We start from the raw sequence: 15,599 nt of genomic DNA, 5'->3' as shown, positions 1-15,599 counted from the left end.
TCAGGTCTGACGCTATCGCGGGCAAGCCACGCTCCCACAGGTACTGTGGTGTCAAACGTTCTGGCGTTCGCCTTTCGGATCGAAGAACACCGAAGAAACGATCTCCGCTTCGATCACGCTACCGTCCGCCAGTGGCGCAAACACACGCTCGCCCATGCGGTTCAGGCCGCCCTTGACCACACCCATGGCAAACGAATAGCCCAGGGAGTTGTGCGCGTAGCTGGAGGTCACGTGACCGACCATGGTCATCGGGATCGCTTGCTTGGTGTTGAACACCAGTTGCGCACCCTCCGGCAGCCATTTGGTCGGATCGATCGGTTTCAGGCCGACCAGCTGTTTGCGTTGATCACGCACGCAGTCTTCGCGGTTCATGCCACGCCAGCCGATCCACGAGAACGGTTTGGTGCGACCCACGCACCAGCCCATGTTCAGGTCGTCCGGGGTCATCGAGCCGTCGGTGTCCTGACCGACGATGATGAAGCCCTTCTCGGCCCGCAGCACGTGCATGGTTTCGGTGCCATAGGGCGTCAGGTTGTACTTCTTGCCGGCATCGACAATCTTCTCCAGCACACCCATCGCATAGTCGGCCTGCACGTTGACTTCGTACGACAGCTCACCGGTAAACGAAATCCGGAACACCCGCGCCGGCACGCCACCGACCAGACCTTCTTTCCAGGTCATGAACGGGAAGGCTTCGTTGCTCAGGTCGATGTCGGTGACTTCACTGAGCAGCTTGCGGCTGTTCGGCCCGGACAGGGTCATGGTCGCCCAGTGGTCGGTCACGGACGTGAAGTACACCTTCAGGTCTGGCCATTCGGTCTGTTGGTAGATCTCCAGCCATTGCAGCACGCGTGCGGCGCCGCCCGTGGTGGTGGTCATGACGAAATGGTTGTCGGCCAGGCAGGCGGTCACGCCGTCGTCGAACACCATGCCGTCTTCTTTGCACATCAGGCCGTAACGCGCCTTGCCCACATCGAGCTTGGTCCAGGCGTTGGTGTAGATGCGGTTGAGGAACTCACGCGCATCCGGGCCCTGGATGTCGATCTTGCCCAGGGTCGACGCGTCCAGCAGGCCGACGCTGTCGCGCACGGCTTTGCATTCACGCTTGACCGCGGCATGCATGTCTTCACCGGATTTCGGGAAGTACCAGGGACGTTTCCACTGACCGACGTCTTCGAACTCGGCGCCATTTTTCAGGTGCCAGTGATGCAGAGCGGTGAAACGCACAGGCTCGAAGATGTGCCCACAGTGACGACCGGCCACGGCGCCGAATGTCACCGGCGTGTAGTTCGGGCGGAACATGGTGGTGCCCATCTGCGGGATGGTCACGTTCAGCGAACGGGCGGCAATCGCCAGGCCGTTGACGTTACCGAGCTTGCCCTGGTCGGTGCCGAAGCCCAGCGCGGTGTAGCGCTTGACGTGCTCGACCGACTCGAAGCCCTCGCGGGTCGCCAGTTCGATGGCGGCGGCGGTGACGTCGTTCTGCAGGTCGACGAATTGCTTCGGCGCCCGTGCGGTGTTCTTTTCATGGGGCACCTGGAACAGCGCCAGAGTCGGCTCTTCCAGACGGGTCAGGGCCTTGGGCAGCGTCGCTTCGACCGGGCCGAAACCGGCTTCGCTGGCCGCGCGCACGCCGCCTTCAAAACCGTCCGCCAGGGAATCGCCCAGGCCATAGACGCCGTTGATGCCACCGACGCACACGCGTTTCTGCGGTGCTTCACCCGGTACGAAACCGAGGATGTCTTCACGCCAGATCGGCTTGCCGCCCAGGTGCGAAGCCAGGTGAACCACCGGGCTGTAGCCGCCGGAACTGGCGACCAGGTCGCACTCGAGCCATTCGCCAGGGCTGGTGACCTTGTGTCCTTTGACATCGATCGCGGCCACGCGGGCAGCGGTTACGCGCTTGCTGCCACGGGCTTCGATCACGGCGCTGCCGGTGAGGATGCGGATGCCCTTGGCGCGTGCTTCTTCCACCAGCGCCCCACGCGGGTTGCTGCGAGCATCAGCGACGGCCACGACTTGCAGGCCGGCGTCGAGCCAATCCAGGGCCACACGGTAGGCGTGGTCGTTGTTGGTACTCAGGACAAGCTTCTTGCCCGGCGCCACGCCGTAACGGCGTACATACGTCGAGACAGCACCGGCCAGCATGTTGCCCGGCACGTCGTTGTTGCCGTAGACCAGCGGACGTTCGTGAGCGCCGGTTGCCAGCACGACACGCTTGGCGCGAACGCGGTGGATGCGCTGACGCACCTGGCCAATCGGGGCACGGTCGCCGAGGTGATCGGTGAGGCGCTCGTGAATGGTCAGGAAGTTATGGTCGTGATAGCCGTTGACCGTGGCGCGCGGCAACAGCAGCACGTCCGGGGTGTTCTTCAGCTCGGCGATGACGCTGGCGACCCATTCAAGGGCAGGCTTGCCGTCGAGGCTTTCGCGGGAGTCGAGCAGGCTGCCGCCGAACTCTTCCTGCTCATCAGCCAGGATCACCCGGGCGCCACTGCGTGCAGCCGCCAGTGCAGCGGCCAGACCCGCAGGGCCGGCGCCGACGATCAGCACGTCGCAGTGCTGGTTCATGTAGTCATAGGTGTCCGGATCGTTCTCGGTCGGCGAACGGCCAAGACCGGCGGCCTTACGAATGTACTTCTCGTAAGTCATCCAGAACGATTGCGGGTACATGAAGGTTTTGTAGTAGAAGCCCGGCGGCATCAGCTTGCCGCCGACCTTGCCGAGGATCCCCATCATGTCGTTGTTCACGCTTGGCCAGCCGTTGGTGCTGGTGGCGACCAGGCCTTGGTACAGCGCTTGTTGCGTGGCGCGTACGTTCGGGATCTGCGTGGCTTCGGTAGCGCCGATCTGCAGCACGGCGTTCGGCTCTTCGGCACCGGCGGCGAAGATGCCGCGCGGACGGGAATACTTGAAGCTGCGACCAATGATGTCAACGCCATTGGCCAGCAGTGCAGCGGCCAGTGAGTCGCCTTCGAAGCCTTTGTAGCTCTGGCCGTTGAAGGAGAACGTCAGGACTTTGTTGCGGTCGATCCGTCCGCCATTGGACAGGCGATTGATCTGGCTCATACCTTCTCTCCCAGAGCCGTGCTGGCCGCTTTCGGGCTATCGGTCTTGTCGGTGAATTGTGGCTTGGTGCCGATCTTGTAGGTTTCGAGAATCTCGTAGGTCACGGTGTCGCGGGTGGCGTTGAAGTACTGACGGCAACCGGCGGCGTGAATCCACAGTTCATGGTGCAGACCGCGAGGGTTGTCGCGGAAGAACATGTAGTCGCCCCACTCCTCGTCGGTGCAGCTGTTCGGATCCAGTGGACGCGGGATGTGCGCCTGGCCGGATGCGTGGAATTCCTCTTCGGAGCGCAGTTCGCCGCAGTGAGGACAGAAGATATGCAACATGGGGATTTCTCCTGTTAGTGGGCAACCGCAGCAGCGCCGTGTTCATCGATCAACGCACCGTTGTGGAAACGGTCGATGGAGAAAGGTGCGGCCAACGGGTGCATTTCACCCTTGGCCAGACTCGCGGCAAACACGTTGCCCGAGCCAGGTGTTGCCTTGAAGCCACCGGTGCCCCAACCGCAGTTGAAGAACATGTTCGGTACCGGGGTTTTCGAGATGATCGGGCATGCATCCGGCGTGGTGTCGACGATGCCGCCCCACTGACGGTTCATGCGTACGCGCGACAGCACCGGGAACATTTCGACGATGGCCTGGATGGTGTGTTCGATCACCGGGTACGAACCACGCTGGCCGTAGCCGTTGTAGCCGTCGATACCGGCGCCGATCACCAGGTCGCCCTTGTCGGACTGGCTGATGTAACCGTGTACGGCGTTGGACATGATCACGCTGTCGATAATCGGCTTGATCGGCTCGGACACCAGCGCTTGCAGCGGATGGGATTCGATCGGCAGACGGAAACCGGCCAGCTTGGCCATGTGCCCGGAGTTACCGGCGGTGACCACGCCGACGCGCTTGGCGCCGATGAAGCCCTTGTTGGTTTCGACACCGATGCACACGCCGTTTTCCTTGCGGAAACCGATCACTTCGGTCTGCTGGATCAGGTCCACGCCCAGTGCGTCGGCGGCCCGGGCAAAGCCCCAGGCCACGGCATCGTGACGGGCCACGCCGCCGCGACGCTGGACGGTAGCGCCCATCACCGGGTAGCGGGTGTTCTTCGAGCAGTCGAGGTACGGAATCTCGTCGGCCACTTGCTTGGCGTCGAGCAGTTCGCCATCGACGCCGTTGAGGCGGTTGGCGCTGACCCGACGCTCGGAATCACGGATGTCCTGCAGGGTATGGCACAGGTTGTAGACGCCGCGCTGGGAGAACATCACGTTGTAGTTCAGGTCCTGGGACAGGCCTTCCCACAGCTTCATCGCGTGTTCGTACAGGTGCGCCGACTCGTCCCACAGGTAGTTGGAGCGAACGATGGTGGTGTTGCGCGCGGTGTTACCGCCGCCCAGCCAGCCTTTTTCGACCACGGCCACGTTGGTGATGCCGTGCTCCTTGGCCAGGTAGTAGGCGGTCGCCAGACCATGCCCGCCACCGCCGACGATGACCACGTCGTAGACCTTTTTAGGGGTCGGCGTGCGCCACATCCGCTGCCAGTTTTCGTGGTGGCTGAGAGAGTGTTTGAAGAGGCCGAAGCCCGAGTAGCGTTGCATAGTCATTTACTCCAAAACCGCACTCAGCGATAAACCGGGAAGTCCGCGCACAGGGCTGCCACATGCTTGGCGACGTTGGCCTCGACATCGGCATCGCCGAGGTTGTCGAGGATGTCGCAGATCCAGCCAGCCAGCTCGGTGCACTGAGCGACCTTGAAGCCACGGGTCGTTACCGCCGGGGTGCCGATGCGCAGGCCGGAGGTCACGAACGGCGACTGCGGGTCGTTCGGGACAGCGTTCTTGTTCACGGTGATGTGGGCGCGACCGAGTGCTGCATCCGCGTCTTTGCCGGTGAGGCCCTGACGGATCAGGCTGACCAGGAACAGGTGGTTATCGGTGCCGCCGGACACTACATCGTAGCCGCGTTTGATAAATACGCCGGCCATGGCCTGGGCGTTATCGATGACTTGTTGCTGGTAGGCCTTGAAGCCTGGCTCCAGCGCTTCCTTGAAGCACACCGCCTTACCGGCGATCACGTGCATCAGCGGGCCGCCCTGGGCGCCGGGGAATACCGCGGCGTTGAGCTTTTTCTCGATCTCTTCGTTGGCCTTGGCCAGGATCAGGCCGCCACGTGGACCGCGCAGGGTCTTGTGGGTGGTGGTGGTGACCACATCAGCGTACGGCAGCGGGTTCGGGTACAGACCGGCGGCAACCAGACCGGCCACGTGAGCCATGTCGACGAACAGCAGTGCACCGACCTTGTCGGCGATCTGACGGAAGCGGGGGAAGTCCAGGGTCTTGGAGTAGGCGGAGAAGCCGGCGACGATCATCTTCGGCTTGTGCTCGACGGCCAGACGCTCGACTTCGTCGTAGTCGATCAGACCGGTCTTGGTATCGATGCCGTACTGCACCGCGTTGTACAGCTTGCCCGAGGACGACACTTTGGCACCGTGGGTCAGGTGACCGCCGTGGGCCAGGCTCATGCCGAGAATGGTATCGCCTGGCTGAATCAGGGCCAGGTACACGGCGCTGTTGGCAGAAGAGCCGGAGTGCGGCTGCACGTTGGCGTAGTCGGCGCCGAACAGTTGCTTGGCGCGTTCGATGGCCAGGGCTTCAACCTTGTCCACGTGCTCGCAGCCACCGTAGTAGCGCTTGCCCGGATAGCCTTCGGCGTATTTGTTGGTCAGGCCGCTGCCCTGGGCCTGCATGACCCGTTTGCTGGTGTAGTTCTCCGACGCGATCAGCTCGATGTGATCTTCCTGACGTTGCTCCTCGGCATTCATCGCCGCCAGCAGTGCATCGTCGTAACCCTGGATCTGGTCTTGCTTGCTGAACATCGCGTCTCTCCCAGCGGCATCTATGCGCCATTCGTCTCGGTAAGGCACCGGTGTTTCGGCAGTGCCCTTTGATAGCGATGGTATGACCGGCGCAGGCAGGCCAAATGCCTACGGACGCCACGTAAAGGTGCGTTTACGACATGGCGGGAAATGACGGGGCGGGCACTCTTCTCAAATCAGTGAGAAACCCTGTGGGCTCTGGCTTGCCAGCGATGACGGCGTCACATCCAGCCTTGATGGCGACGGGTCCACCGCTATCGCTGGCAAGCCAGCGCCCACAGGGTTATACGGCGAACTGGCGGACGAGTAGCAGCACAAGGAAATGCACCGGATAGAGGGCATAAGCCCAACGCCGCATCGGTGGTGGTTTTACGCCCTTGGCATGTCGCAACAAGAACAGCCCCAGCCAGGGCGCGATCAGGCAGGTGACGATGGCCGGAAGGGCCGCGGGGTTGCCCAGCCGTGCGGCGTAATACAGCACTTGCCACTGATTGGCCGCCAGACAAACCAGCCCCGGCAACAGCGCGAAATACCAGGGACGACGGATCACCAGCAACAGCGCCAGCGGCAACAGCACACCAAAGAAGCCGAACATCAATCGCGACCAGAACACGACCGCCAGCAGCAGAGCGACAACCGCCAACAGTCGCGCCTGAAGCCCCCGCGTTTGCCAGCCCCGTGCCACCAGCAGGCCCAAGGCCAGGGTGGGCAACACGTTCAAGGTGTCGGGATCGGGAATGTACATCCGGTAAGGCCCTTCGCTCAGCGCGCTGAACAGCAGCAACCAGCCCAGATAGCGCCATTGCCCCTGGGTGTTCACGATTGGCGCGCGCGCCAGATTCGCCGCCATCGCCAGGCAAAACCACGGGAACGCCAGGCGCCCCGGCACATACAGCAGATCGACGGAATAACCGACATAGCGCAGGTGGTCGAGCACCATGCTCAGCAGCGCCAGCCACTTGAGCAAATCGAGTGCACCGTCACGCGGCTTTAACTGCCGCTGTGTCATGTGCATCGCCAGGTGCATAATTGCCCGGCATCCCCGTATTTTTCAGACAGTGACATCCCGTGTGCTCCCCGGACGATCTTCGGTAAAGTGCGCACCATCATTGACCACGAGACACTTCACCATAGGCGTCTCGACCACGGAAGCAGGCCATGACCGACAAGAGCCAACAATTCGCCAGCGACAACTACTCCGGCATTTGCCCTGAAGCCTGGGCTGCCATGGAGCAGGCCAACCATGGCCACCAGCGTGCATACGGCGACGACGAATGGACCGCTCGCGCGTCCGACTATTTCCGCAAATTGTTCGAAACCGACTGCGAAGTGTTCTTCGCCTTCAACGGCACCGCCGCCAACTCACTGGCCCTGTCGTCGCTGTGCCAGAGCTACCATAGCGTGATCTGCTCGGAAACCGCCCACGTCGAAACCGACGAATGCGGGGCGCCGGAATTCTTTTCCAACGGCTCCAAACTGCTGATCGCCCGCACCGAAAACGGCAAGCTGACTCCGGAATCGATCCGCGAAGTCGCTCTCAAGCGCCAGGACATCCACTACCCGAAACCCCGCGTCGTGACCCTGACCCAGGCCACCGAAGTCGGCAGCGTCTACACCCCGGACGAAATCCGCGCCATCAGCGCTACCTGCAAGGAACTGGGCCTGAACCTGCACATGGACGGCGCGCGGTTCTCCAACGCCTGCGCGTTCCTCGGCTGCTCGCCAGCGGACCTGACCTGGAAGGCCGGCGTCGACGTGCTGTGCTTCGGCGGCACGAAAAACGGCATGGCCGTGGGCGAAGCGATCCTGTTCTTCAACCACAAACTGGCCGAAGACTTCGACTACCGCTGCAAACAGGCCGGGCAACTGGCGTCGAAGATGCGTTTCCTCTCCGCCCCCTGGGTCGGGATCCTGGAAAACGACGCCTGGCTCAAATGCGCCAACCACGCCAATCGTTGCGCGCAATTGCTGGCCGAGCTGGTCAGCGACATTCCCGGCGTGGAACTGATGTTCCCGGTTCAGGCCAACGGCGTGTTCCTGCAACTCTCGGAGCCGGCCATCGCCGCGCTGACCGCCAAGGGCTGGCGCTTCTACACCTTCATCGGCAACGGCGGCGCACGCTTCATGTGCTCCTGGGACACCGAAGAAGAACGCGTTCGGGAATTGGCCAGGGACATCCGTGAAGTGATGTCGCACTAACAACCTTGGTTTGCACTGCCCCCTGTGGGAGCGAGCTCACTCGCGATGAGGCCAGCCCATCCAACAATGATGTCAGCTGACACACCGCCATCGCGAGCAAGCTCCCACAAAAGCCCCACCCACTCACCCTCATCATTCGCACCTGAAGACTTCGTCTACATTGTTTGTCGAGCCCATCCGCTCTCATAACAATAATCAGGAGCGCAAGCATGTCCCTTCAAGGCAAAACGCTGTTCATTACCGGCGCCAGTCGCGGGATTGGTCGGGAGATCGCCCTGCGGGCGGCACGCGACGGGGCCAATATCGTGATTGCAGCCAAAAGCGCCGAACCGCACCCCAAGCTGCCCGGCACCATTTACAGCGTGGCCGAGGAAGTCGAAAACGCGGGTGGCAAGGCGCTGGCCTTGCAAGTGGATGTGCGCGATGAAGTCGCCGTGCACCAGGCCCTGGCCCAGGCCAACGAACATTTCGGCGGCATCGATGCATTGGTCAACAACGCCGGGGCGATCAAGTTGACCGGTGTGCAGCACATCGAACTCAAGCGCTTCGACCTCATGCACCAGATCAATACCCGCGCCGTGCTGCTGTGCAGCCAGGCCGCCCTGCCATACCTGAAGAAATCCGCCGGGCACATCCTCAACCTGTCGCCGCCACTGAACCTGGCGACCCAATGGTTCGCCCAATACAGCCCGTACACCGTGACCAAGTACGGCATGAGTATGCTGACCCTGGGCATGAGCGAGGAATTCAAGCACTACGGCATCAGCGTCAACTCGCTGTGGCCGCAAACAATGATCGCCACCGCCGCCATCGAGTTTCAGTTGGGGTCACGGGAGTCGTTCAAGCACGCCAGGACGCCCGCGATCATGGCTGACGCAGCACATGTGATTCTGAGCAGCGCGAATCGCAGCCTGACCGGGCGGTTGTTGATTGATGAGGAAATACTGCGGGAGAACGGCGTGACCGAGTTCGAACACTATCGGTTCGCACCGGGCACCAGCGACACGCTGATGCCGGATCTGTTTATCGGCTGAACGCGTTAAACACCGATCCTGCCCGTCGGGATCGGTGACAGCTTGCACGCACTGACTCCATTAGGTTTTTTCGGAAACGGACTACATAAACGCTTCGATTCATCGTCGTAAACTGCCTTCTTGACGACAAGGAGTGTTACTTATGGCGAACCCCGGCTACATGACCATCACCGGAAAGATTCAAGGACTCATCTCCGCCGGTTGCTCAACCCCAGCGTCCATCGGGAACAAGTTTCAAGCCGCGCACACCGATGAAATCATGCTGCTGTCTTTCAACCACAACATGTCCAATATCGGGAACAACAATAAATCCACACACAACCCGGTCATCATCACCAAAGCCATCGATAAATCCTCACCGCTACTGGCCCAGGCACTCTCAAAGAGAGAAGAAATCGAATGCACGCTTCGTTTCTATCGCGTGTCTTCGTCTGGTCAACAGGAGAAGTTTTATTCCGTAGCGATCAGTGGCGGCGTCATTGTTGACCTGACGCTTGAAGTGCCTCACGCGATCATGCAAAACGACGCAGAACCTCAAGAACATCTCGCCATCCGTTATCGTGATATCACCTGGATCCACCACACAGCAGGAACCAGCGGCCACAGTTCGTGGGGCGAAGAGGGGTGACCTCCTATCGTTATGACGTCTGGGACGTCAACGGCGCCGCAGAAAAACTGATTGCGCAGGCCCATACCCTCAGTACCCGCCATCTGCCCCATGGCGTACCGCGCATGCAGTTCAATCAGGAAGTGGCCTGGTACGCCAAGCGCATTGCCGACGATGTCGCGCAAGGTCGAAAAACCCCGGAACAAGGCATACAGGCGTTGCTCCGAGAGCAGCGTGATCTGCTCATCCAGGCGCAAGTTGTCACACGCAAAGGCCCCCACGCGATCGTCGATTCGATTGAAAGAATGCCAACTTCAAGGCTCACGCAACCAGGATTGAAACCGGACTCCGAGCGTTTACTGAGGCATGTTCACGCGCAAAATCTCAAAACGAATGCCGCCAACACAGCCAACTCGGTCGAGGCAGCCCCGTCGCCGCACCCGGTCCCCGACTTGAATTTCTTCCCCCGCGAGCGCTGGCCTGCGCCCCTCCCGGAACCCGAGCAACCGGGCTTCTACATCGTCCCCAAGAGCACGACCGCTGAAAAACTGGAGGCCCAGCTATTCAGCTCCGCCTCCCCCGCCGTCATCGCCAAATTCAAATCCCTGAATCCGAATCTGGATCAAGTCAAAGCCGGGTCGATGATTGTGCTGAGCGATCCGAATAATCAGCAATGTACTTATGAGGAAGCGTTGTTGATGCAAACCGCAAAAATTGTCAGCACAGTGCTGGAGCCGCTGACGGTGGAGGAAGCCGACTTTATGGCGCAGCACTATGAGGTGATAAAAAGAACGCTCACTAACGGGTCGCAAGTGATCGGTGTAGGCACAGCCATGGCGGCCAATCACCTGGACGGGGTAAAAACCATCCTGAAAGACATGGAAGCCTTGTACACAAGCACCCTCCAGACAAATGGTCGTCTGAATTCAAAGGCATTCAAGAAGCAGCGCGCCCGCCTACTCAAACGCCTTGACGGAGAACTCACCACGTTGACCAAGAGGAGTATTGGCTTGCCGGATCATCCAAACCTTAAAACCGCCCTTGGCATTGATCACCCTCACCTTTTGCACCGCTGGAGAAAAGCCGGCGGCATCGGCCAGGTTCCCGGTTATGCCACTCATATTCAGGCCGTCACCAAAGCATCGCAATACGTCAAATATGGTGGTTGGATTGGCACAGCTGTGGGCGGTGGAGCGTCAGTCATGAAGGTTCAGGATGTTTGTCGGAATGGAAGTTCCGTGGCTTGTGAAAAGGCGAAGTTCACTGAGAGCGGAAGTTTTTTGGGTGGGTTGGGTGGCGGAATAGTTACCGGCGCAATGACGAACTTAGCTGCCGCGACGATTTGCGTGGGGGTTGGCGTTCCGACAGGGGGGCTCGGTACTGTCCTTTGCGGTGCTCTAGTAGCAGGCGTTGGGTCCTATGCAGGGGGTGTTATTGGCGAAAAGGGCGGTAAAGAGCTCGCAGAGATAGTTTATAAGGTTGTTAAATGACCCTTCGCACGTCGGAAATTATATTCTTATTGATTGGCATTGTAGATTTCACAGGCATCTTCATCCTGCTTGGAATTATGTTATACGTCGCCAAAACAAAAACCGGAACAATATTAAACCATTTGACAAACAGTTCAATTTCCAGCCGAATCATAATGCTATGGCACGGAGGACCATGGGGGCGAATCTACATGATGGGCGAAATTTTCGGCATCATGAGAAATCCCGAAATTTACATTCACGCCGGAACACTTAGCGCAAAAGACATGGAAAAGTTCCCTCACAAGCTAAGGCAAAACTTAATTACCCTGCATAAATACGTCTTTATATTCTGGGCAGTAATGATGTGCCTTGGTTTAGTTGCTTGGTTAGGTCTTGTTTAATACCGCGACATGGATCATAGAGAGAATAAAATGAGCCTTGACACCGCAAAAGATATATTGATGATTACGATCACCATTAGCTTCGCGGGGCTCATAATAGTTAATTCAATTTCGCTATATATCGCAAAAACAAAAATAGAACTTATATTGAACCACCTTCAAAACAGCTCAATCGCCTCCTCTCTGCTGATGCTATGGCATGGAGGTTTGCTGGGGCGAATATATATGATGGGAGAAGTTTTCGGCATTCTCGGAAATCCCGCAACCTACATTTACCAAGGAAAATTAAGCGCAAAAGATATTCAGAATTCCCCACCCAAACTAAAACGCACACTACTTACACTGCACAGATACCAGAAAATTTTCGGCTTTACATTCATGGGCTTTGGCTTACTCGCCACATTCAAACTAATTTAAAACCAACCATTAATCCCCCTTCGATCTCCCCTGCGGGGAGATCGGCCAATGCCTACAGACTGCTCTCAGAACTCGATCCGCACATCACCCTTCGGCACGCTGCAGCACGACAAAATGTACCCGTCGGCCTCGTCTTCCTCGGTGATCCCGCCGTTGTGCTCCATCTCCACTTCGCCGCCCAGTTTCAGTACCTTGCACGTGCCACAGATGCCCATGCCGCAGGCTTTCGGGATCATCAGGCCGACTTTCGCGGCAGCGGCGTGAACGGTCTCGCCCGGTGCCACGCGAATGCTCTTGCCCGAGGCAATGAACTCCACCTCATGCAGATCTGCGTCATCCACCTCCGGCGCATCGGCGGCCTGCTCGGCATTCTCCACAGCATCGGCGATTGCCTCCGGCGGCGTGGCGCCGAAGGACTCCTCGTGATAGTGCTTCATGTTGAAGCCGGCGTTCTCCAGCAGGCGCTTGACCGCATTCATGTACGGCGTCGGGCCGCAGCAGAATACTTCGCGCTCAAGGAAGTCCGGGACCATCAGTTCCAGCATCTTGTGGTTCAAATAACCGCGATAACCAGCCCATGGCTCGCCGAAGCCATGTTTTTCGCAAATCAGGTGCAGGCTGAAATTCTCGATCCGCGCTGCCATGTGTTCCAGCTCGCGGTGATAAATGATGTCTTTCGGCGAACGGGCGCTGTGGATGAACGCCATGTCGACATTGCCGTTGGTGTCGAAGAACCAGCGCGCCATGGACATGCACGGCGTGATGCCCACGCCGCCGCTGAGGTACAGCACTTTAGGGTTCGGGAAGTCGATCGCGTTGAACAGCCCGACCGGACCGTGCACGGCCAGTTCGTAGCCTTCGTGCAGGGTGTCGTGCAGCCAGTTCGAAACCTTGCCGCCCGGCACGCGCTTGATGGTCACCGAAAAGCTGTACGGCACCGATGGCGAGCTGGAAATGGTGTACGAACGCATGATCGGCTGGCCTTCGATTTCCAGCTCCAGGGTGACAAACTGCCCCGGCTTGAAGAAGAACATGATCGGCTGGTCGGCCATGAAGCAAAAGGTGCGCACATCCCAGGTTTCCTGGATGACTTTGACGCAACGGACGATGTGCCGACCATTGGCCCAGGTCTGGGTGGTTACCGGGTTCAGGAAGTTGTTGGACATGCTGATCTCCACGGCCGACTGTCGGCCTTCATGATGGCGATTCTGCGTATAGCGCGAACCACCCATTTACCTATCTGCGACATTCACATGCTTATCGCGACCAGCCCCCAACTACCGGGGCTTGCGCGTCGGGAACAGATTGCACCATGTCGCCCATGGATAAGGTTCTGGCCAGCGCCGGCCCCACACTCGCCCCATACCAAGACACAACCTTTACACCTTGCGTAGCAAACCTGAGCAGCACACCTGATTAGCCACTTTCGCCGGCCACGCAGATGGCCTTGAGGATTAAACGATGGACGTCACTACTACCCTGAGCCTGGGCGATCCGCTGGAACCCGCACGCAAGGCCACCGCCCAGATGCTGCAAGAGCGCGAGCGCACGTTCTCGCTGCCGCAGCCGTTTTACTCTGACGAGCGCCTGTTTGATATCGACATGCAGGAAATCTTTCAGAAAGAATGGCTCATCGCCGGCATGACCTGCGAGATCCCCACCAAGGGCAACTACCTGACGCTGCAGGTCGGCAAGAACCCGATCATTGTGATCCGTGGCGCCGAAGGCGTCGTGCATGCGTTCCATAACGTCTGCCGTCACCGTGGCTCGCGCCTGTGCACCAGCGACAAGGGCAAGGTCGCCAAACTGGTCTGCCACTACCACCAGTGGACCTACGAACTCGACGGTCGCCTGCTGTTCGCCGGCACCGAGATGGGCGCCGACTTCGACATGAACCAGTACGGCCTCAAGCCGGTGAATGTGAAAACCGCAGGTGGCTACATCTTCATCAGCCTGGCGGACAACCCGCCGGCCATCGACGACTTCCTGTCGACGCTCAGCCATTACATGGAACCGTACGACATGGAAAACACCAAGGTGGCGGTGCAAACCACCTTGATGGAAAAAGCCAACTGGAAACTGGTGCTGGAAAACAACCGCGAGTGCTACCACTGCGGCGGCTCACACCCGGAACTGCTGAAAACCCTGCTGGAATGGGACGACGTCACCGACCCGCGCGCCGACCAGGCGTTCAAGGACCACGTCGCCGCCTCCGCCGCTGCCTGGGAAGCCGAGAAGATTCCTTACGCCCACGCCAGCTTCGGCCTGCGTAACCGCATCGTGCGCATGCCGCTGCTCAAGGGCACCGTGTCGATGACCATGGACGGCAAACAAGGCTGTGCCAAGCTGATGGGCCGCATCAAGAACCCCGACCTGGGCTCCATGCGCATCCTGCACCTGCCGCACTCGTGGAACCACTGCATGGGCGACCACATCATCGTCTTCACCGTGTGGCCGATCAGCGCCCAGGAAACCATGGTCACCACCAAGTGGATCGTGCACAAGGACGCCGTCGAAGGCGTGGACTACGACGTGGAGCGCATGCGCAAGGTCTGGGACGCCACCAACGACCAGGACCGTCGCCTGGCCGAAGAAAACCAGCGCGGCATCAACTCCACCGCTTATCAGCCTGGCCCTTACTCCAAGACGTATGAATTTGGCGTGGTGAACTTCGTGGACTGGTACAGCGAGCGGATGCTGAACAATCTGGGGGCTGAGCCGGCGCCTTACCTCAAAGGTGTCCCTGTCCAAGGTTAAATATCCCACTCTCTAGGAGCCTGCTCGCGATGGACGCATGAGCACCGCGGGATAACTGATACCCCGCGTTATCGTTCACGACCATCGCGAGCAGGCTCGCTCCTACAGAAGCCTGCTCGCGACGTTTACTCCCGCCATTACCCTCTTCCATTTAGCACTGTACGAAATATGATCTATTCCGTTCGGCGCTATACAGTGCGCGCCTCCCAGCCTTTCGCGAACAAGTTATCCACATCTCCACCCACAGCAAATGGGGACAACTGTGGACAGGCTCTTAATTTTCTCCACAGAAACCGAAGAAAATCCGTGACTTATCCGGAATCACGGTTTCCCGCCGCGCCTGATCAATTTTTGACCAAATCCATGAAGACCACGTATTACCTGGCCTGTAGCGGATGGCAAACACCTTATCCACAGAAGTGCCAACAGACTTTGGGGGCAACTTCTGCGCCTCTGTGGAAAACCGCTGAAAGCCGCGTAATTTCTGCATTTGCGAGAGTTGGAACAGATAAAAACGACGATTCGATCAATTTTTGACCAAGCGTCTGAGAGGCCCGTTTTATACGGCCTGTAGCGGTAAGCGAACATCTTATCCACAGAAGCGCCAACAGAGATCGGGGACAAGTTTTGCTTCGTGCTCACACTTATCCTCAGAAAAACCAACGAAAAAACCGTAGCTTACGCTGATTGTTTTTTGATCTACGGGCTGAAAGGCTTTATTTTCAAGGGCTGCAGCGAGGGGCGAACATGTTATCCACAGAATCGCCAACAGCGT

At 59.0% G+C, this 15,599-nt stretch carries 13 protein-coding genes; 7 read left to right on the top strand and 6 right to left on the bottom strand.

What is annotated here, in order from left to right:
* Positions 1–51: 51 nt before the first annotated feature.
* The 5 genes from ACVWYU_RS03140 to ACVWYU_RS03120 all read right to left on the bottom strand — a co-directional run bounded on the left by ACVWYU_RS03140 (position 52) and on the right by ACVWYU_RS03120 (position 6,952).
* Entirely contained in the window at positions 52–3,069 is a 3,018-nt protein-coding gene (locus ACVWYU_RS03140; RefSeq protein ID WP_090325834.1) for a sarcosine oxidase subunit alpha, read from the bottom strand.
* Entirely contained in the window at positions 3,066–3,395 is a 330-nt protein-coding gene (locus ACVWYU_RS03135; protein WP_047534309.1) for a sarcosine oxidase subunit delta, read from the bottom strand. Before ACVWYU_RS03135 ends, ACVWYU_RS03140 begins: the two co-directional genes overlap by 4 nt.
* 14 nt (positions 3,396–3,409) lie before the next feature.
* Positions 3,410–4,660, bottom strand: coding sequence for a sarcosine oxidase subunit beta (locus ACVWYU_RS03130; protein WP_007980419.1), 1,251 nt, complete (start codon positions 4,658–4,660; stop codon positions 3,410–3,412).
* A 23-nt stretch (positions 4,661–4,683) separates the two neighbouring features.
* Complete coding sequence (gene glyA, locus ACVWYU_RS03125) at positions 4,684–5,937, bottom strand: serine hydroxymethyltransferase (protein ID WP_090325837.1); 1,254 nt, start codon at positions 5,935–5,937, stop codon at positions 4,684–4,686.
* Between the two features lie 283 nt (positions 5,938–6,220).
* Positions 6,221–6,952 (bottom strand): TraX family protein, encoded by a 732-nt coding sequence (locus ACVWYU_RS03120; protein ID WP_457371867.1) that lies wholly within the window; start codon positions 6,950–6,952, stop codon positions 6,221–6,223.
* A 143-nt stretch (positions 6,953–7,095) separates the two neighbouring features.
* On the opposite strand from ACVWYU_RS03120, the gene ACVWYU_RS03115 reads away from it, so the two are divergent.
* From ACVWYU_RS03115 to ACVWYU_RS03090, 6 genes are all read left to right on the top strand, one after another.
* Entirely contained in the window at positions 7,096–8,136 is a 1,041-nt protein-coding gene (locus ACVWYU_RS03115; RefSeq protein WP_457371866.1) for a threonine aldolase family protein, read from the top strand.
* A gap of 209 nt (positions 8,137–8,345) precedes the next feature.
* Positions 8,346–9,170: an SDR family oxidoreductase gene (locus tag ACVWYU_RS03110; RefSeq protein WP_457371865.1), complete on the top strand. Its 825-nt coding sequence runs from the start codon at positions 8,346–8,348 to the stop codon at positions 9,168–9,170.
* Between the two features lie 142 nt (positions 9,171–9,312).
* Positions 9,313–9,798: an Hcp family type VI secretion system effector gene (locus ACVWYU_RS03105; protein ID WP_248916698.1), complete on the top strand. Its 486-nt coding sequence runs from the start codon at positions 9,313–9,315 to the stop codon at positions 9,796–9,798.
* On the top strand, positions 9,795–11,267 hold the full coding sequence (locus ACVWYU_RS03100) for a hypothetical protein (RefSeq protein WP_457371864.1): 1,473 nt from the start codon (positions 9,795–9,797) through the stop codon (positions 11,265–11,267). Before ACVWYU_RS03105 ends, ACVWYU_RS03100 begins: the two co-directional genes overlap by 4 nt.
* Positions 11,264–11,650, top strand: a complete 387-nt coding sequence (locus tag ACVWYU_RS03095; RefSeq protein WP_390957464.1) for a hypothetical protein — start codon at positions 11,264–11,266, stop codon at positions 11,648–11,650. The genes ACVWYU_RS03100 and ACVWYU_RS03095 overlap by 4 nt, the downstream gene beginning before the upstream one ends.
* Positions 11,651–11,680: 30 nt before the next feature.
* On the top strand, positions 11,681–12,067 hold the full coding sequence (locus ACVWYU_RS03090; RefSeq protein ID WP_457371863.1) for a hypothetical protein: 387 nt from the start codon (positions 11,681–11,683) through the stop codon (positions 12,065–12,067).
* Between the two features lie 65 nt (positions 12,068–12,132).
* Here ACVWYU_RS03090 and gbcB read toward each other — a convergent pair whose 3' ends face one another.
* Positions 12,133–13,233: a glycine-betaine demethylase subunit GbcB gene (gene gbcB, locus ACVWYU_RS03085; protein WP_247254500.1), complete on the bottom strand. Its 1,101-nt coding sequence runs from the start codon at positions 13,231–13,233 to the stop codon at positions 12,133–12,135.
* 295 nt (positions 13,234–13,528) lie between these two features.
* On the opposite strand from gbcB, the gene gbcA reads away from it, so the two are divergent.
* Positions 13,529–14,824, top strand: a complete 1,296-nt coding sequence (gene gbcA, locus ACVWYU_RS03080) for a glycine-betaine demethylase subunit GbcA (protein ID WP_090325846.1) — start codon at positions 13,529–13,531, stop codon at positions 14,822–14,824.
* Positions 14,825–15,599: the final 775 nt, after the last annotated feature.

The organism is Pseudomonas sp. TE12234 (genome assembly GCF_054061835.1).
Note: the sequence above shows the minus strand (reverse complement) of the source record. Positions and strands in the feature narration are given on the sequence as shown.